Source organism: Psychrosphaera ytuae, from assembly GCF_017638545.1.
Classification (GTDB): domain Bacteria; phylum Pseudomonadota; class Gammaproteobacteria; order Enterobacterales; family Alteromonadaceae; genus Psychrosphaera; species Psychrosphaera ytuae.
This window is the reverse complement of the sequence record NZ_CP072110.1, coordinates 3,082,045-3,100,743: the sequence shown is the minus strand read 5'-3', so window position 1 is coordinate 3,100,743 and position 18,699 is coordinate 3,082,045. Positions and strand designations below refer to the sequence as shown.

Below are 18,699 nucleotides of genomic sequence, written 5' to 3'. Positions count from 1 at the left end.
ACAGCTAGCTGTTTTTGATCAATTGAGCCTGTAAAGATTGAACTTGGTCTCGAAGCTCAGCGGCTTTTTCAAACTCAAGATCTTTAGCGTACTGCAACATTTTAGCTTCGAGCTCTTTAATTTCTTTACTAATTTCAATTGGCGACTTTTTGGCATAATCGGCCAAGCCTTCTTTAACTAGGATACGCTGCGCTGCATTTACTGGCTTATCTGCTTCACCTACGTCCATGATATCGGTAATTCGTTTGTTAAGAGCCGTTGGAGTTATGCCGTGTTTTTCGTTATGGGCAATTTGTTTCTCGCGGCGACGCTCGGTTTCATCAATAGCTCGGCGCATTGACTTGGTGATGCGATCGCCATACAAAATTGCTTTGCCGCGAATGTTACGAGCCGCACGACCTATGGTTTGTATTAGCGATCGGTCTGATCGTAAAAAGCCCTCTTTATCTGCGTCCAATATAGCAACCAGAGATACCTCAGGCATATCGAGGCCTTCCCTTAGTAAGTTGATTCCGACTAACACATCAAACTTACCTGCACGTAAATCTCGAATGATTTCAATACGCTCTACCGTATCAATGTCACTGTGTAGGTATCGCACTTTAATATCATGGTCTGACAGATAATCAGTTAGGTCTTCTGCCATACGTTTGGTCAACGTCGTAACTAACACTCGTTCGTCAACTTGCACACGCTTTTGAATTTCGGACATTAAGTCGTCCACTTGAGTTGCAATTGGACGTACTTCTATTTCAGGGTCTAATAGACCAGTTGGACGAACGACTTGCTCGGCAACTTCGCCATCAGACTGTTCTAGCTCATAATTACCAGGTGTGGCCGAAACATAAATGGTTTGCGGTGCCAGGCGCTCAAACTCATGGAATCGCAGCGGACGATTATCAAGGGCCGATGGCAACCTAAACCCATATTCGACTAGATTCTCTTTGCGTGAGCGGTCACCTTTGTACATAGCGCCAATTTGCGAAACCGTTACGTGGGATTCGTCAATGATCAACAGGCCATCACTTGGAAAATAATCAATAAGTGTAGGGGGAGCCTCGCCAGGCGAGCGATTTGATAAATATCTCGAATAGTTTTCGATACCAGAGCAGTACCCTAGTTCTTGCATCATTTCGATATCAAAAAGAGTACGCTGACTGATCCTTTGTTCTTCAATGAGCTTATTTGCTTCTTTTAGCTGTTGTTTGCGCTCTCTGAGTTCATCTTTGATATGATCGATAGCCTTTAAAATCTTCTCCCTTGGTGTCACATAGTGAGTCTTAGGGAATACCGTCGCGCGAGTTATTTTGCGCTCTAGTGCACCAGTAAGCGGATCAAACTCTGTGATGCGTTCGATTTCTTCATCGAATAACTCGACTCGAATAGCAAGCTTGTCTGAGTCGGCAGGAAAAATATCTATGACATCACCGCGCACTCTGTAACAACCGCGTTGAAAGTCAACGTCGTTACGGGTGTACTGCAACTCAGCAAGGCGCAATAAAATTTGGCGTTGATCGACAATGTCACCCTCTCGAAGGTGCAATAACATCTTCATGTACGATTGGGGATCGCCCAAACCATAAATCGCCGAAACTGACGCTATGATAATAACGTCTCTGCGTTCCATCAGGGCTTTTGTTGCGGACAAACGCATTTGTTCGATATGTTCGTTTATCGATGCATCTTTTTCAATAAAGGTGTCTGTTGAAGCAACATAAGCCTCGGGCTGATAATAGTCGTAATACGAAACAAAATACTCTACAGCGTTATTTGGGAAAAACTCTTTCATTTCACCATACAACTGAGCCGCAAGTGTTTTGTTGTGGGCCATAATTAAGGTCGGGCGTGATACCTGCTCTATCACATTAGCCATAGTAAAGGTTTTACCTGTACCAGTCGCCCCCAATAGAGTTTGATAAGCTAAGCCGTCGTTTAACCCTTCGACTAACTGCTTGATCGCAGTTGGCTGGTCGCCACTTGGTTCATATTGGCTGTTAAGTTCAAAAGGTCTTTCTAACTTTTGCATCAAACTTTACCTGTTTTATTTTATTTGGGTTCAACGGCACTTGCGTCCGCTTGACGGTCGTTGTTATGTTCTGCGGTAAGTGCGCTTCCTAACGTACGAGTGAACCATTGATAGGAGATCATCGCAGTAAACACGTTGCCAATTAAACAGCCAATGAACAAGCCTGGCAAACCAAACCACTCACTGCCCAAGTAAGCAAACGGCAGATAAAACACAAACAAACGGATCACACTAAGTACTAACGCTTGCATCGGCTTGTGTAACGCATTAAAAGACGAATTAGTTAAGATAATAATGCCTTGCAAACCATAGCCTAACGGCAGTGTATAAATGAACAACTTGATAATATTGAGTACCTCAGGATCGTCTTTGCTAAACGCCAATGCAATATAGTGCGCAACAATAACCAACAAAACATAGACCGCAAACTGCCAAATCATCACAAATTTAATGACCTGCTTATAGGCGTCAGATACACGTTGCCACTGATTAGCTCCGTAATTTTGAGAAATAAACGGCGGTAGCGTCATCGACAGTGCCAGTACCACCATACTTGCGATACTTTCGATTCGAGAACCAACCCCGAATCCTGCCACTGCTGCATTACCATGTACCGCGATCATGGCAGTTAAGATCGCCATAGCGATAGGAGTAAGCATATTAGCCCCTGCCGCTGGCAAGCCAATTTTTAAGATCTTACGGCTAATTTCTACAAGTTCTCCGAGCCTAATCAAATGTGTCGCAATCAAGCCTCTCTTAATAGCAAGAACATAAATGATCACTACCAAGCCGACCGCCCATGAAGTCACGCTGGCAATCGCGGCCCCTGCAATACCCATCGCCGGTATAGGTCCAAAGCCAAATATCAAGATAGGGTCGAGTACCGCATTTATAAGGCCCGTCCCAGCCATTAACATACTCGGCGTTTTGGCGTCTCCTGAGGCCCTTAATATGGCATTACCTATCATAGGTAGCATTAAAAACACTGAACCAATGTACCAAATATCCATGTACTCTCGGATCAACGGCAACGTTTTATCCCCAGCGCCAAGCGCCTGAAAGATCTCGTCTGTATATAGATACATTGTACTTGCCAATATGATCACCAGTACGATACCCATTATCAGCGCCCCTTGGCCGTCGTTTTTGGCTTCGCTGACATTGCCACTGCCGTTGGCCTTGGCAATAATTGCAGAGGTGCCAATCCCTAAGCCTATTGCCAAACTAATAACAGTGAAGGTAACGGGAAAGGTAAAACTGATTGCGGCTAGAGGCTCAGTACCTAACAAGCCAATAAAAAAGGTGTCGATGAGATTAAAAGACATTAACATCACCATCCCAAACAACACTTGTTTTGTCATCTTTGACAACGTTGGTGCGATGGGTGCGGTTAATAAATCTTGCGAAGACGACATAGAACTTATCTTTTTGGGAGAATATGGCCCTATTCTAAAGAATGTTTTAGATCGGTTCACCCTTAGAATGTGGTTTTTTGATCACTTTTTAACTTATTAACAGAAGATCCTAAAATTTCATTTTTTCAACAATTTTTTTCGTATTTTTGAGCAAAAAATACTGGGTTTGTGCACAGCCCTCAGGTTATCCCTGAATAACTTGATTAAAAATCGCACCAAGCTATTAAAAAAAACACAAAACACCACCTAACCTATTGTTTTTATTGAATATCACAAAATTTACTATTTTTTTTGTTTGATAGTATTGACACCCGAATTTACTGGCCTAGAGGATTGTATTACATTATCACCCACAGAGTTATCCACAGAATCAGTGGATAACAAGCTGAACCCCTTGATTTTCGTAACATGTGGATCATTTTTAAACGATCGTCCATTACGGTGGATAAATTAAGATCGAAACGAGTCTGAATATTGAACAATAATTTTCTATTTGATTAGAGATTGAACAAACGGTTAAAAATATGAGATTTCGAGACAATTTGTAGTTGACAGGTCAGTGCCGTCTAATTAACATTGCGCCCCGTTGTTCAGCACACATGTGTTGACTTCGTGATTCCCCCTTAGCTCAGTTGGTTAGAGCGACGGACTGTTAATCCGCAGGTCCCCCGTTCGAGTCGGGGAGGGGGAGCCACCTTTTATAAAGTATTTTGTTCCCCCTTAGCTCAGTTGGTTAGAGCGACGGACTGTTAATCCGCAGGTCCCCCGTTCGAGTCGGGGAGGGGGAGCCACTTTATAAACTAATTTGTTCCCCCTTAGCTCAGTTGGTTAGAGCGACGGACTGTTAATCCGCAGGTCCCCCGTTCGAGTCGGGGAGGGGGAGCCAAAATTAGCCTTCTTTCTTTCCTTGTACTATCTTACTTAAACAAATCCAGCTAACGTTTCTAAATTGTTTATTTAACAGATTTTTTCTGATTTAATATCCAAAATTCTATTAATTTGTACTTAGCTGCCAAAGACATACATTCACAGTCTATTCAGCGCAAAGTCAGTGTAGCCAAGGAGCACCAATGAACAAGCTGAGAAATCTGCTTATCATTCAAATTGTTAGCGGCATATTTATTGGACTTATTTTAGTCATCGCAAGTCTAATTATGGTATCGGACTTGATTGAAAACCAACAAATAGACAACACCAAACTAGTCCAACTTCTCGCTGACAACAATATAGCTGACGATCCCAAATTACTTTCTCAACAAATAAAAGAAGGTGTGGCGGTAGATTATCTAACGATCCGAGATAAAGACGGCAATCAACTTTATAGCTACACGCGACCAGATAACCAAAGAGCCTTTCTCGCTACTGTTTTAGAAAGTGTTGACCTATATACCAAGCCTCGTACCGTGTCGGCGAACGGTGGCACACTGATCATAGAGTTCCACTCTAATTATAAAAAGCTACTATCACCGTTTTTAAATACAGTCATCGCCGCGTTTTTATTACCGATTGTGATCATTATTGTCAGCTTTATGCTGTTTAAGTCCTATATCAAAGTAACATTTGTGAAAGCTTCAGAAAGTATTGCTAACCTTATTCGTCAGTTTATAAAAACTAAGTCGATTGATGCTAGCCAAGCCTTCAAACACTTTCCTATCCAATTTTCGTCAACGATTACAGCGATTAAGCAACTGAGTAAGTTTGTTAACTCTACCCTTTCTGAATACGAAAAGTCGGCAACTGAGCTTAAATCAGAGGCATTCAAGGACAGCTTGACTGACCTGCCAAACCGCACCAAGTTTGTGGAGTTTTTTGAAACCGAAGTTACCAACTCCGACAAAGCCAATCCATTTGGTGTTCTCGCTTTACTAAGAGCGACAGAACTACAACACATAAACCAAAGTAAAGGTTATCAAGAGGGTGATAAGTACATCAAAGGCTTATCTGAAATCTTGTCAAAAGTGGGTGATACATATAACGGTGCCAAAATTTATCGTTTGAATGGTTCGGACTTTGGTATTGTCATACCTAATATTACGGCCAAAGAAGCAGATTCCATGGCACAAACAGTCCACTCCCGACTAAATGAGTTTATGCGCACTTCTGAACTGCCTGCGATTGGTAGCATGGGTATAGTGACCTACTCCAAAGAAAAGCCATTAGGTGAATTACTGGCCTCTGCAGACACGGCGATAAGTTTGGCACAAACCAAGCACGTAAATGCTTGGCACATTCACAAAGATTCTAATTTGACCCAAAGTGCCACATCCGCGTTTGGTAACCAAAACTGGCGTCAGATCATTGATGAGGTTATTGCTAAAGATAATGTGACCTTATTATTCCAGCCTATCCACGCAGCTAATCGCGGCTCCAAGGCTTACACCGAGGTATACTCTCGCTTTAAATCTGACGATGGCCAAGTATTACCAACGGCTTCTTTCTTAGCGATGGCAGAAAAACTAAACCGAGTGGTCGATATTGACCGACTCATTATTGAAAAAGTATTTGCCATCATTAAATCAAAAAGCATGGCCGATAAGTTTTTCGGAATTAACCTTACCCCAGCGTCTGTTCACAATGAGCAATTTATGATCTGGCTCGAGCGTCGTCTATTAAAAGAAGCAAACATTGCGACTAAGTTAATTTTTGAGATTTCGGAGTTTGGTTTACAACAAAACGTAAATTCAAGCCGTCGCTTCATCGATATGATCCACCGTGCTGGTTCACGTGTCACAGTCGAAAAATTTGGTGTAGGGATCACTTCATTCAAATTCTTCCAGGAGCTCAAGCCTGACTTCATCAAGTTAGACGGCAGTTACACCCGAGACATAGAAGATGAAAAGAACAACCAGTACTTTATTCGCATGATTGTCGATTTGTCGCACCGAATTGGTGTCAACGTTCTTGCTGAATGCGTTGAAACCCAAGAAGAAAAGCATGTTCTAGAGAAACTTTTCGTTGATGGCTGTCAAGGTTATTACATTGGCAAGCCAGGGCCGCTGTAAGCTAACACGGACAATATTGAGAGCAAACTACCAAAAAAGCGTCTTTTTAGACGCTTTTTTTGTAAACCGCTATATCCTTACAAATCGTATGTTGTTAAACCGTCCAGAAAACAGGATAATATCGCGACTTAAATACACCAGTGGGCACTAATGACTGAATATTTCTTACTTCTTATCAGCACAGTATTAGTTAACAACTTTGTCTTGGTTAAATTCTTGGGCTTGTGCCCATTTATGGGTGTTTCCAGCAAAATTGAAACTGCGTTAGGTATGGCAATGGCAACAACCTTCGTTTTGACACTTGCCTCAATGTCGAGCTACCTAATCAATACCTATATTCTGCGGCCTCTAGATTTGGAATTCTTGCGTACCATTTCATTTATCTTAGTGATTGCCGTCGTTGTGCAATTTACTGAAATGGTCGTGCACAAAACCAGCCCAAAACTCTACCGCTTACTGGGTATATTTTTACCATTAATAACAACTAACTGCGCGGTATTAGGCGTTGCGCTGCTAAACGTAAACGCAGAGCACAATTTCACACAATCTATTGTTTATGGATTTGGCGCTGCAGTTGGCTTTTCTCTTGTTTTAATACTTTTTGCGGCAATGCGTGAGCGATTGGCCGTAGCGGACGTACCTAACCCATTTAAGGGTTCGGCCATCGCTATGATTACAGCTGGACTCATGTCGCTAGCGTTTTTAGGTTTTGCTGGATTGGTGTCGTTCTGATGAGTACCGTATTATTTGCCCTACTTGCTCTGGCCCTTTTAGCCGTCATTTTTGGCGCGATTTTGGGCTACGCGTCTGAACGATTCAAAGTTGAAGCTGATCCACTTGTCGATCAAATCAATGACCTACTGCCCCAGACTCAGTGTGGCCAATGTGGTTACCCAGGTTGTAAGCCATATGCTGAAGCCATCGCCAATGGCGACGAAATAAACAAGTGCCCTCCTGGTGGTGAAGCAACAATAAAACATTTAGCTGACTTAATGGGCGTTGATCCTAAGCCTCTTGACGACGCGCACGGTGAAGAAGATGTTAAGAAGGTCGCTTACATTCGAGAAGATGAATGTATCGGTTGTACCAAGTGCATCCAAGCCTGCCCTGTAGACGCGATAGTCGGTGCTTCAAAAGTGATGCATACGGTTATAGTTGACGAATGTACGGGCTGTGACTTGTGCGTTGACCCATGCCCTGTCGACTGTATTGATATGGTTCCAGTTCAGACGCCAATGACGCATTGGAAATGGAACGAACCTCTTATCCCTGTTAAAAACGTAAACGAATAATTAGGTAACGCTTTGCAGCAAGAATTAACCCTTTTAGAACAAGTAAAAAGACAAAGAATCTGGGATTTTCCGGGTGGCATTCACCCACCTGAGCAAAAAGAGCTATCTAACCAGTTACCTATTGCTGCCCTTCCAGTGGCGGCTAGATATTACGTTCCTATAAAACAACACATTGGTTCTACCGACGACATTATTGTAGAAGTCGGCCAACAGGTTAAGCGCGGTCAACCACTAACTGGTGCCAACTTAACAATGACGGTTCCGGTTCATGCACCTACATCTGGAACCATAGCTGCAATTGCCCCTCATGTTTCTGCTCACCCATCTGCAAAACCTGAGATAACTATTATTATCGATTCAGATAACTTGGACCACAGCGAAGCGCCAAAGCCACTTGCAAATTGGCAAGACGCAGATAAAGAAACACTAATCAACCAAATCAAAACGATGGGCATCAGTGGTATGGGTGGCGCAGGTTTTCCGACGCACATCAAAATGCACCCCAAACAGCAAGTGGACGTTTTAATCCTCAATGCCGTTGAGTGCGAGCCTTATATCACGGCCGACGATACGTTAATGCGTGAGTACGCTGAAGAGATTATTGTTGGTGCTCAAATCTTACAGCATATCGTCGCTGCCAAATTGATTTTGGTCGGCATAGAAGATAACAAACCCGAAGCAATTGATGCCATGAAAAAGGCCTGTGCGCCTCATGACAATATCGAGGTACGAGTCGTACCAACCAAATACCCTTCGGGCGGTGAAAAACAACTTATTCAATTGCTTACAGGGCTTCAAGTTCCAAGTGGTGGTATCCCTGCCGACCTTGGCATTGTTATGCAAAACACGGGGACTGCATTTGCCGTTAAACAAGCGGTAATAGATGGTATACCTTTAACGGAGCGAGTGGTCACTATCACTGGAGAGACTATATCAAAGCCTCAAAATGTTTGGGCACGATTAGGAACACCGGTACAGGACTTGTTGGACTTTGGTGGGTTTAACCCAGAACCAGAACAACGCGTCATCATGGGTGGCCCTATGATGGGCTTCGCTATCTTAGATCCAAGTATGCCAGTCGTTAAAACAACGAACTGTATTTTGGCGCCGTCGTCTTACAAGCTACCGCCACAAGGTGACGAACAAGCCTGTATTCGCTGTGGATTGTGTGCGGATGCATGCCCTGCAGAACTTCTTCCTCAGCAACTACAGTGGTTTGCTAAAGCAAAAGATCACGAAAAATTGGAAGAGTACAATTTATTTGACTGTATTGAATGTGGTGCATGTGCGTATGTTTGCCCAAGTCAAATTCCGTTGGTCCAGTATTACCGTTCAAGTAAGGCGGAAATTCGTGAAGCAGAACAAGAGCGAATTAAATCTGAAAAAGCAAAGGTTCGTTTTGAACAACGCCAAGCGAGGCTTGAACGTGAAAAAGAAGAACGTCTAGCTAAACACAAAGCCGCCGCCGACAAGCGTAAAAAAGCGATGGAGCAAGACAGTAGCGCCAAAGATAAAATTGCTGCAGCCCTTGCTCGAGCCAAAGCGAAAAAGCAAGAAAAAGCGGACGCTTCTACAGGTGAGGATAAAGCTGAAAATAAGCCTGAAATTACAGACAACAGCACAGGCGTAAGTAACGACTCACAAACTATGAGTCAAAAAGACAAAGTAGCAGCAGCTGTTGCTCGCGCCAAAGCTAAAAAAGCAGCACAAGCAGCTGAAGCGACAGACAAATCAGAATCGACTACTGAACCAAAAGAGCTGACACAGAAAGAAAAAGTAGCAGCAGCTATTGCTCGAGCCAAAGCGAAAAAAGCCGCGCAAGCTTCAGACAATGCTTCAGACAATAAAGAAACTTCAAGCAACGAAAGCAATTCAAAATCACAGGACGTAGATCCTGCTGAAGCTGAACGCAAAGCCAAAGTCGCAGCTGCGATAGCGCGTGCCAAAGCCAAAAAGGCAGAGTCGGAGACTTCTGAAGCTGCGGTAGAAAAACCAACTGAAGAAATTGAAAAAACACCCGAACAAATAAGAAAAGAAAAAGTAGCTGCAGCTATCGCAAAAGCTAAAGCCAAAGCTGACGCAAAAAAATCGGAAGGTAACTAATCATCATGTCGTTATTCTCGACCATTTTTAAAAGTTCGCCACATGGTGCTATGGGCATGACCACAAATCAGGTCATGCGTACCGTTTGTTATGCGACTATTCCTGGCCTACTTGCTCAACTGTATTTTTTTGGCTGGGGCACATTGATTCAATTGGTGCTCTGTGTTGCCGTAGCTATAGTTGCAGAAGCGATTATTTTAAGCTTAAGAGAAAAGAAAGTACGCCGTACGTTATCAGATGGCTCGGCAATCTTGACAGGCCTCTTATTGGCGCTGAGCATTCCTTCTCTAGCGCCATGGTGGGTTAGTGTTATTGGTGTTGGCTTTGCGATTGTTATCGTAAAACAATTGTATGGTGGCCTGGGCTTTAACCTATTTAATCCAGCCATGGCTGGTTATGTCGTACTGCTGATTTCGTTTCCTGTCGCTATGACGAATTGGCTACCGGCACAATCATTAATGCTCAACGAAATCGGCTTTTTTGATGCTTTATCAGTGATATTCACTGGCTATAGCGTTGAAGGTTACAGCATTGACCAACTGCGTTTACTGGTTGATGGCTCGTCCATGGCAACGCCGCTAGACCACTTTAAAAACGCAGTGGGTAAACAACTCACTTCTACCGAGGTATTAGCAGCCCCTATTTTTGGCGAATATGGCGGCTTAGCGTCGCAATGGATTAACCTAGCCTACCTTATTGGTGGTATTTGGCTGATCATGAAGGGCGTTATTCGTTGGCATATACCTGTGGGTATGCTGACTGCACTCTTTGTTTGTGCATTCATCAGTACTGCAATTTCACCTGATTTAACCTATCCGCCTACGATGCATTTGTTTACAGGTGCAGCCATGTTTGGTGCTTTTTTCATTGCCACCGACCCAGTCTCTGCATCGACAACGCCAAGAGGCCGACTTATATTTGGTGCCATGATTGGCTGTTTGGTGTTCATTATTCGTCACATGGGTGGTTACCCTGACGGCGTCGCATTTGCAGTTTTAATAGCGAATATGTGTGTACCGCTTATTGATCATTACACACAACCTCGAGTATACGGTCATAAGAGGAAATAATGTCTGATACATCACCTAATCCCAATAATCGTGTGACCTTATTAACTACGCGTAAAAATGCTCTGCTACTGACAGCCTTTGCAGCCGTGTGTACGCTATTTGTGGCTCTAACTCACCTGTTAACTAAGCCGGTCATAGAGCATCAAAAACAACAAAACGTACTCAACAAGCTAACTCAGGTGCTTGACCAAAGTAAGTTTGATAACAACCCCTTATTCAATTGTACCGAGATTACTGATTTTGAATTAACTGGACATAGTTCGCCTGTCACTGTCTATCGTGCCACATTAGACAGTGCACCATATGCCGTTGTATTTCAGACTCAAACCAATAATGGCTACAACGGTAAAATCACCATGATGGTCGCCGTTGATAAAAATGGAATCGTACAAGGCGTAAGAACTCTGGAACACCAAGAGACGCCAGGTTTAGGAGACAAGATTGAGCTGGCTAAATCAAATTGGATTTTAGAGTTTGCAGGTAAAGCCGTCGAGTCTGACGCTGATCCCAAGTGGTATATCAAAAAAGACGGAGGCCAGTTCGACCAATTTACTGGCGCTACGATTACTCCACGAGCTATGGTTAATCAGCTTCGCGGCAGTATTTATCGAGCTACCCAATCTTTTGACGCTCTATTTTCTGCACCCAATCAATGTGAAGTGGCACCTGAATCACAAACTACAGGTGGCTTGAGCTCAGACTTAGAACTTGAGCAAAAATCAAATAAAGAGGTAGATAACGAATGACTGCCAACTCAAGCACAGAATCAATGAAGAATACCGAGGCTGCAGCGATAGAAGCCTCAAATACAGCAGATAAGCCAGCAACCGATTGGCGCGAGATCATTCGTTCAGGTTTATGGACGAATAACCCTGCCCTTGTTCAACTACTGGGCCTGTGTCCACTGCTGGCGGTTACCAATACTTTTATTAATGCTTTGGGTCTTGCGATCGCGACGTTGCTCGTGCTGGTTGTTTCAAACCTTACCGTAAGCTTGGTGAAACAATGGGTAACCAAAGAAATCCGTATTCCGGTTTTCATCATGATCATTGCGTCGTTTGTTACCATCATTCAATTACTGATGAACGCGTACACATTTGGTTTGTATCTATCATTGGGTATTTTTATTCCGTTAATCGTGACCAACTGCGCGATCATTGGCCGTGCAGAAGCATTTGCCTCCAAAAATGCGCCATTAGAGTCTGCAGTTGACGGACTTATGATGGGACTGGGCTTTGCCGTCGTTTTAGTATTATTGGGCGGCGCTCGAGAAATACTCGGCCAAGGTACGTTATTTGACGGTGCTCACTTATTGTTTGGCGACTGGGCAACGTCTATGAAAGTACAAGTTTTTGAGTTTGAACAACAGTTTTTACTGGCTATATTGCCACCTGGTGCCTTTATCGGTATGGGTCTCATTATCGCCATTAAAAATGTGATTGATGCTAAACAAGCGAGTAAAAAACAAAAACAGAACAAAAAGGTAGAACGCGCACGTGTCACTCACGTAGGCTAATTCAAAAGATTAAGAACCGGTAATGACTGAAGTAAATAAAACCATAACAAAACAAGAAAAAGTACAAGCTATCATGGAGATCTTGGATGAGTTATATCCCGAGGTCCCGATCCCACTTGATCACAAAGACCCATACACTTTACTTATAGCGGTTTTATTGTCAGCGCAATGCACCGACGAGCGCGTTAACCAAATCACTCCAAAGCTATTCGCAAAAGCGGATAATCCTTACGACATGGTCAAGATGACCATAGAGGAAATCAAGGAGATCATTAAACCTTGTGGCTTGTCACCAATGAAGTCAAAAGGCATTTGGCATCTGTCAGACATGATCATCAAACAACATGGCGGTGAAGTTCCAAAAGACTTTAAATCGCTTGAGGCTATGCCGGGTGTCGGCCACAAAACCGCATCTGTGGTTATGGCTCAAGCCTTTAATGTACCAGCGTTTCCGGTCGATACTCACATCCATCGTTTGATGTACCGCTGGGGCTTATCCAACGGGAAAAGTGTCGAGCAAACAGAACGTGATGGCAAGCGCCTATTTCCACGCGATCGCTGGAATGACCTGCATCTACAAATCATTTACTACGGCAGGGAGTACTGCCCGGCAAGAGGCTTTGATTTAGACAAGTGTATTATCACTCGACAGTTTGGCCGCAAAAGCTTTATTAATGAAGTGCTCAAAGAGAAGGCTAAAAAGAAAAAATAGCAAAAGCCACGACTCTACAAGCTAACCCGTTTAACGGTCGACACCCCAGCCCTTTTTACTGCTACATTGTTGTTAATGTATCCATTTGTTACAAACAATAATGAAGCAGTTGTATCGGGTGTCGTTTTTCCCTTTTGTTTCACCAGAGCCAAAAAGGAATTATCATGAAAGCCCATCTTAAATACAGCATCGCTGCACTACTCTGTGGATGTTTTACCTTCTCAACTCAACCTCAAAGTGAGCCCTTAAAACCTCAAACCAATACCTCAGCAAGTCAAGAGGTGAAAAACATCGAAGCTTTTTTTGAAGCTTACATGGCAAAGTACAATCACTACATCAGTCAAAACGAATTTAAATCACAGCCCTATTTATATCATGACTCTATAATGGTCATGTCCTCTTCCGTAAAGCCCTATGTCATAGACGCAGAAGCTTTTTATGTTCAGACCCAGCGCTTCTTAGACAATCTAGAAAAACAAGGCGTACGTCGCATTGATTGGGATGACGTAAACATCAAAATACTTGATAAGAACCTTGCGATGTCGAGTAACACCGCCGTCCGATACGATGAAAACAATGCCGTGTTCAATAGAGTGGGTGTAACTTTCATGTTGAGAAAACAAGAAAGTGAATGGCGAATTACGTCATTTACCGTCCATGACGAAGGTGGCGTAATAAAACTATAAACGCGTTGATTGTACTATTCTATTTATTCGAACCTTTTATTCAACTTTTAGCGTTTTACTTCAGGTTTTTTGAAGATAAACTTAGGCAAATAACTTTGAGGTAACACTATGTTAAAAAACACCGAACACCAATTTGGCCTTATCCAAATCATTATTCATTGGTTAAGTGCGATTGCCGTTTTTGGTTTGTTTTTTGTGGGTATTTGGATGGTAGACCTGAGCTACTATAGCGAATGGTACCGAACCGCTCCGGATTTACATAAGTCAGTTGGTTTAACGCTGCTGGCGCTGACTCTGTTTAGAGTTTTTTGGGTGTTGATAAACCCCAAGCCACAGGCTCTAGCCGAGTCCAAACTCGAACAAAGTGCCGGTAAATTGGGCCATAGCGCACTATATATTTTGCTGCTAGTCATCATGGTAAGCGGTTACTTAATCTCAACCGCTGATGGCCGAGGTATAGAAGTATTTGGTTTATTTGAAGTACCAAGCTTAGGTGAATTTATTGAAAATCAAGAAGATGTAGCAGGTGACATTCATGAATGGGGCGCCTATATTCTTATGGGGGTAGTAGCCTTACATATTGTCGCCGCATTAAAACATCACTTTTTGAATAAAGACCGTACTCTTATTCGTATGATCAAACCCAATTAAAAATAATCATTAACTAACAAAGGAATAAAACATGAAAAACATTCTTATTTCTGCATTAGCTTTCGCAGCTCTTAGCGTAAGTTTTGTTGCAGACGCAGCTAAGTACAAAATCGACATCAAAGGTGCACACGCTTTCATTAACTTTAAAGCTTCGCATTTAGGTTATAGCTGGTTAACGGGTCGTTTTAACGAGTTTGACGGTGAGTTTGACTTCGATCCAAACAACATCAACGCAAGTAAGATCACCGTTGATATCAATCCAGCGAGTATTGACAGTAACCACGCTGAGCGTGATAAGCACTTGCGCAGCGAAGACTTTTTGTCAGTTGATAAATTCCCTAAATCAAAATTTGTAAGTACAAAAATCACTGATTTAGGTGACAATAAATTGAAAGTAGAAGGCAACTTTACGCTTCACGGTGTGACTAAGCCTATCGTAATCGATGCAGTTAAAATTGGTGAAGGTAAAGATCCATGGGGTGGATACCGTGCAGGCTTCTCTGGCACAACAACCATCAACGTTGCTGATTACGACTTTAAGAGCGCGTGGGTAGGAAACGTTGAACTAGAACTACACATCGAAGGTATTCGCCAATAATTGGTCGATACGATGTTTCATCTAGCTACTATTTGAAATTGAAAATGAAAACGGGCTCCATGCCCGTTTTTTAATACTCTTTTTACAGAATTCGTTTTGACTGCTGCATTGGTTTTAAAAAACCATTTGAAAACCTATCGAAGGAATGGGCGATTCAGGAAATTGATATTCCTCTTCCCGCTCCGTGTAATCGGCATTGTATTCGTACCCTTCTACGCTTTTTTGGCCGTATACGTTGAGCACTTCAAAATAGACATTTGTCTGTTTACCAAACCACTCTGTTTTATAATCGACACGTACGTCTAAACGATGGAAATAGTCTAGGCGCTCTGAGTTAAACTCACCTTCAATAGGATCATAAAAAATAGCATCTTGGCTTTGATCTGGTTGGCCGTTACTATCAAGAGGATAGACAGCATCAGCACCTACAATAGGTGTTGTTAGCGCACCACTTTGCAAGCGCCAGCGTCCGCCAATTTGCCAACGTTCGTTGTATTCATAGTTCGCGACCATGTTTACTATCCATGGCAAGTCATATTCAAAGTCAAATTCTTTGCCCGTGATGGGGTTATAACGCTCGGTATGACTGTAGGCGATACTCACCCAACCATACCATTTATTGGAAATTGCTTTGTTTAGCAAAAACTCGACGCCGTAAGCGTCACCAACACCGGCATTTAAGTAGTTTGGGGCGCTACCCGACATACCCTGCTCTGACAAGCTGTTACTCTGTTGAGCTGGGTTACTGACGATGAGCTTATCCATCTCTTTGTAGTATGTTTCTAATCGCCATGCCCAATCAGAATCACCTACGTACTCCAAGCCAGCAACATAATGATCAGAGGTGACCAGCTCTAGCTCTTTGGCACCAAAGGTTTCTGATAAGTACTTGTATTGTCTAAACCATTGATGATGTTGACCCGCAGCCAACTTGATACGATAGTCATTACTCACTTGCCAACGAATTGTCGCCCTCGGCTCAATAAACGATTCGTCCGTGTAATCATTGTGTGAATAAACTACCCCAAGCTTCGCGGTCCAGTCCTCAGTTACATCCCAATCATAATCAGCATATAAAGCTGTAAAGTTAATATCGATACTGCTTTGCTCAAAGGTCGAGTCGCTGTAATAAGTGGGTGGACATATCTCAAACTCATTATTACATGGCTGTTGTTTACCGGTTACGGCATAATCGACATTTTGACGACGCCATTCTGCTCCTACGAACAATTCACCTTGGTTTATTTCTTGATTATTTTTGACTTTGAAGAGGTAGTCAGTGGTCGTGGCATCCAAATCTAATATTTGGCCAATAACAATGTCGCCACTGCGTTCTAATCGGTTAAGAATGGTTTTTGTCTCGCCATACTCGCTGTAGTTGGTCCAAATCAAACTTTGATTGTGATAATACTGATCTGCACCTATTTCGCCTCGTAAATCCGGATTCTTGAGCACTTCATCAGAATTATCATCAAACAATAGCGCGACTTCATCATTGGATCCTGTTGCTTGGACCGTTAGTTTATTATCGTCATTTATCGCGGTTACAAACTTAAATTGATAGTCATTGTTGATGGGAGCTTGATCAAAACTAAAGTCTTCTTCGTCCTCTAAAATGTTTTCGATATAAAGATGCACAAGGCTTTGGCGAACCGCAAAATACATCGCTGAGTCGTCACCTACCTTTGACTCATAAAGTAACCCCGTGCGTAAAAAGCTCAAATCAAAGATAAACCTAGGTTCAATCGCTTCAGGCTCGCGCAAGCGTGTGTCAATCACTCCACCAATGGCATCATAAAATTCAGCTTCCCATGCCCCAGTTTTTAATTCAAAGCTTTGGATCAAATTCGGATGAAACGTACTAAAGCTATCTAAGTGGAATACATTACCGACGGGAACGTCATCAGATTGATAGTACATATCATTGGGAGAGCTACCACGAACTGCAGGTGCAAACCCTCGCGCCAAAACTACACCTGGTAAACTTTCAATTGCCTTTATCGGATCATTGCCCGCCCCTGGCACTTTGAGAATTTTTTCTGAGCTTAATTCCAGTCCTGCATCTTTAGCACCAATCACTCTAATTTTTTCTATTTTAGAAGTGGGCTCGTCGTCCTCGACAGCCTGTTGGCTTTGGGCCCAAGTAAATTGACTATAAGAAGTACAAAGAATGGCAGTTAAAACGGCAATAGCCACTGAAGTTCGATTGGCACTGTGCATTATTGATTTCCTTTGAAATGCAAAACAGGATTTTAACGATATCAAGCCTTTACGATAAAAAAGACCATTGAGTTCAGTTTAAGGTTAGCAAAGAATAATGAAACAAATGTTGCAACTTGTTAAAGCGAGAGAATTAAATGTAATCCTTTGTTAAACAGTTTCTATTTGAACTTTTATTTTGGCTCATCAAAGCCAAACATATCGAAGGAACTTTGCCCGTCCTGGTCGATGGAGGAGTTATCTGAAGTGTTTGAAGAAAACAACTCTTGAGTTGAGTGTTTTGAGACCTGATGACCATCTGCAGGTAAGTTTTGAGCCTCGATACGGCGCTCTTCTTGTTTGGCAAGCCAACGTCTTTTGCGCATTTTGCAAAGCTTTATAACATGGCGCTTTTGCTCGTCTTCTAACTTGGTCCAATAAAACCGCTCATCTCGACTTCTAAAACAACCATAGCAGTAGCCATTGGGACCATTTTGGCAAATCCCAATACACGGACTCGGTATCTGAAACATTTCTAATTGCGGCATATATCGAGTGTATTAAACGCTCAGCAATTATGCAATCTGGTCTATACCTAAGCCTATGCTAGACAACAAAAAAAAGCACCTTAGAGGTGCTTTTTTCTGTTTTTCTTATTCTATTCGATTAAGTCTGTCGGAAACTCTTCTCGAACTCTCTGCCAGATTTTGCCAGAGTCGATACCGTATTTACGGATCATATAAATTGAATCATCGTGTTTACCGGCTTCAGCAAATCGAACGAGATCAGCGTAGTAGGCTTTAGCAAGTTCTCGTGCTTCATCATGAGAGAAGTAGTAACTTGCGATTTTTTCCCAGAAACCTTTAAAGCCATTAAGAACTAACACGTAAATCGCATTACCCGAAGCGTGGGCTAATTCGTGGTTCAATCGATAGTCGACATCAGCAAACTGTTGAGGATCGTCACCAACCTCTAGTGCTTCTTTAGCGAGTTGAATCACTTTTTCTGGATTGTTTTTAATCGCACCACGGATATATATTGCACTCAAATTTGTTCGAGCGGACAATAATTGGTCAATCAAATCGACGGCACCGTCGATATCCAACTTTGCTAAAGTCGACAAAATGTTGACGCCACAAGTATCCCAAAAGTTGTTCACTCGGGTTGGTTTACCATGTTGAATTGTCAACCATCCATCTCGTGCTAAACGCTGTAATACTTCTCGCAATGTTGTACGAGTAACACCGATTAATTCTGACAACTCACGCTCTGCAGGCAGGATAGAACCTGGAGGGAAGCGGTTGTTCCAAATTGAATCTACAATGTATTCTTCGGCAAACCCTGCTGGGCTCTGCGCCTTTATTATTTTCATGTAACTACTTCGTTTCTGGAATAATTAAAACTGATTGTACCAGAAGGTTTGATTTGC

Annotated in this window: 16 protein-coding genes and 3 tRNA genes; 14 read left to right on the top strand and 5 right to left on the bottom strand. The window is 42.6% G+C overall.

The window, feature by feature from the left end:
* Positions 1-4 precede the first annotated feature (4 nt).
* Positions 5-2,026, bottom strand: coding sequence for an excinuclease ABC subunit UvrB (gene uvrB / locus J1N51_RS13635; RefSeq protein ID WP_208831793.1), 2,022 nt, complete (start codon positions 2,024-2,026; stop codon positions 5-7).
* A 20-nt stretch (positions 2,027-2,046) separates the two neighbouring features.
* A complete protein-coding gene (locus J1N51_RS13630; RefSeq protein ID WP_208831792.1) occupies positions 2,047-3,441 on the bottom strand; it encodes an MATE family efflux transporter in 1,395 nt (464 codons plus the stop codon).
* A 617-nt stretch (positions 3,442-4,058) separates the two neighbouring features.
* Between J1N51_RS13630 and J1N51_RS13625 the strand changes: the two genes are divergently transcribed.
* The 14 genes from J1N51_RS13625 to J1N51_RS13560 all read left to right on the top strand — a co-directional run bounded on the left by J1N51_RS13625 (position 4,059) and on the right by J1N51_RS13560 (position 15,071).
* Positions 4,059-4,135, top strand: a tRNA-Asn gene (locus tag J1N51_RS13625).
* 20 nt (positions 4,136-4,155) lie between these two features.
* Positions 4,156-4,232 (top strand) — tRNA-Asn (locus tag J1N51_RS13620).
* Between the two features lie 18 nt (positions 4,233-4,250).
* A tRNA-Asn gene (locus J1N51_RS13615) sits at positions 4,251-4,327 on the top strand.
* A 184-nt stretch (positions 4,328-4,511) separates the two neighbouring features.
* Complete coding sequence (locus J1N51_RS13610; protein WP_208831791.1) at positions 4,512-6,443, top strand: EAL domain-containing protein; 1,932 nt, start codon at positions 4,512-4,514, stop codon at positions 6,441-6,443.
* Positions 6,444-6,593: 150 nt separating this feature from the next.
* The gene (gene rsxA, locus J1N51_RS13605) at positions 6,594-7,175 is read left to right on the top strand and encodes an electron transport complex subunit RsxA (protein WP_208831790.1); all 582 of its coding nucleotides are present in this window, start codon (positions 6,594-6,596) and stop codon (positions 7,173-7,175) included.
* Positions 7,175-7,735 (top strand): electron transport complex subunit RsxB, encoded by a 561-nt coding sequence (gene rsxB, locus J1N51_RS13600; RefSeq protein WP_208831789.1) that lies wholly within the window; start codon positions 7,175-7,177, stop codon positions 7,733-7,735. Before rsxA ends, rsxB begins: the two co-directional genes overlap by 1 nt.
* A gap of 12 nt (positions 7,736-7,747) precedes the next feature.
* On the top strand, positions 7,748-9,838 hold the full coding sequence (rsxC, locus tag J1N51_RS13595) for an electron transport complex subunit RsxC (RefSeq protein WP_208831788.1): 2,091 nt from the start codon (positions 7,748-7,750) through the stop codon (positions 9,836-9,838).
* Between the two features lie 5 nt (positions 9,839-9,843).
* Positions 9,844-10,908, top strand: a complete 1,065-nt coding sequence (gene rsxD, locus J1N51_RS13590) for an electron transport complex subunit RsxD (RefSeq protein WP_208831787.1) — start codon at positions 9,844-9,846, stop codon at positions 10,906-10,908.
* Entirely contained in the window at positions 10,908-11,654 is a 747-nt protein-coding gene (gene rsxG, locus J1N51_RS13585) for an electron transport complex subunit RsxG (protein WP_208831786.1), read from the top strand. Before rsxD ends, rsxG begins: the two co-directional genes overlap by 1 nt.
* Positions 11,655-11,677: 23 nt before the next feature.
* Entirely contained in the window at positions 11,678-12,424 is a 747-nt protein-coding gene (locus J1N51_RS13580; protein ID WP_208833446.1) for an electron transport complex subunit E, read from the top strand.
* A gap of 22 nt (positions 12,425-12,446) precedes the next feature.
* Positions 12,447-13,136, top strand: a complete 690-nt coding sequence (gene nth / locus J1N51_RS13575; RefSeq protein ID WP_208831785.1) for an endonuclease III — start codon at positions 12,447-12,449, stop codon at positions 13,134-13,136.
* A gap of 164 nt (positions 13,137-13,300) precedes the next feature.
* Positions 13,301-13,822, top strand: a complete 522-nt coding sequence (locus tag J1N51_RS13570; RefSeq protein WP_208831784.1) for a DUF6841 family protein — start codon at positions 13,301-13,303, stop codon at positions 13,820-13,822.
* A 108-nt stretch (positions 13,823-13,930) separates the two neighbouring features.
* A complete protein-coding gene (locus tag J1N51_RS13565) occupies positions 13,931-14,473 on the top strand; it encodes a cytochrome b (RefSeq protein ID WP_208831783.1) in 543 nt (180 codons plus the stop codon).
* 31 nt (positions 14,474-14,504) lie between these two features.
* Positions 14,505-15,071 (top strand): YceI family protein, encoded by a 567-nt coding sequence (locus J1N51_RS13560; protein ID WP_208831782.1) that lies wholly within the window; start codon positions 14,505-14,507, stop codon positions 15,069-15,071.
* Between the two features lie 114 nt (positions 15,072-15,185).
* Here J1N51_RS13560 and J1N51_RS13555 read toward each other — a convergent pair whose 3' ends face one another.
* The 3 genes from J1N51_RS13555 to fadR all read right to left on the bottom strand — a co-directional run bounded on the left by J1N51_RS13555 (position 15,186) and on the right by fadR (position 18,642).
* Positions 15,186-17,291, bottom strand: coding sequence for a TonB-dependent receptor plug domain-containing protein (locus J1N51_RS13555; protein WP_208831781.1), 2,106 nt, complete (start codon positions 17,289-17,291; stop codon positions 15,186-15,188).
* A gap of 173 nt (positions 17,292-17,464) precedes the next feature.
* Complete coding sequence (locus J1N51_RS14800; RefSeq protein ID WP_208831780.1) at positions 17,465-17,818, bottom strand: DUF1289 domain-containing protein; 354 nt, start codon at positions 17,816-17,818, stop codon at positions 17,465-17,467.
* Positions 17,819-17,928: 110 nt separating this feature from the next.
* Positions 17,929-18,642: a fatty acid metabolism transcriptional regulator FadR gene (fadR, locus tag J1N51_RS13545; RefSeq protein ID WP_208831779.1), complete on the bottom strand. Its 714-nt coding sequence runs from the start codon at positions 18,640-18,642 to the stop codon at positions 17,929-17,931.
* Positions 18,643-18,699 lie beyond the last annotated feature (57 nt).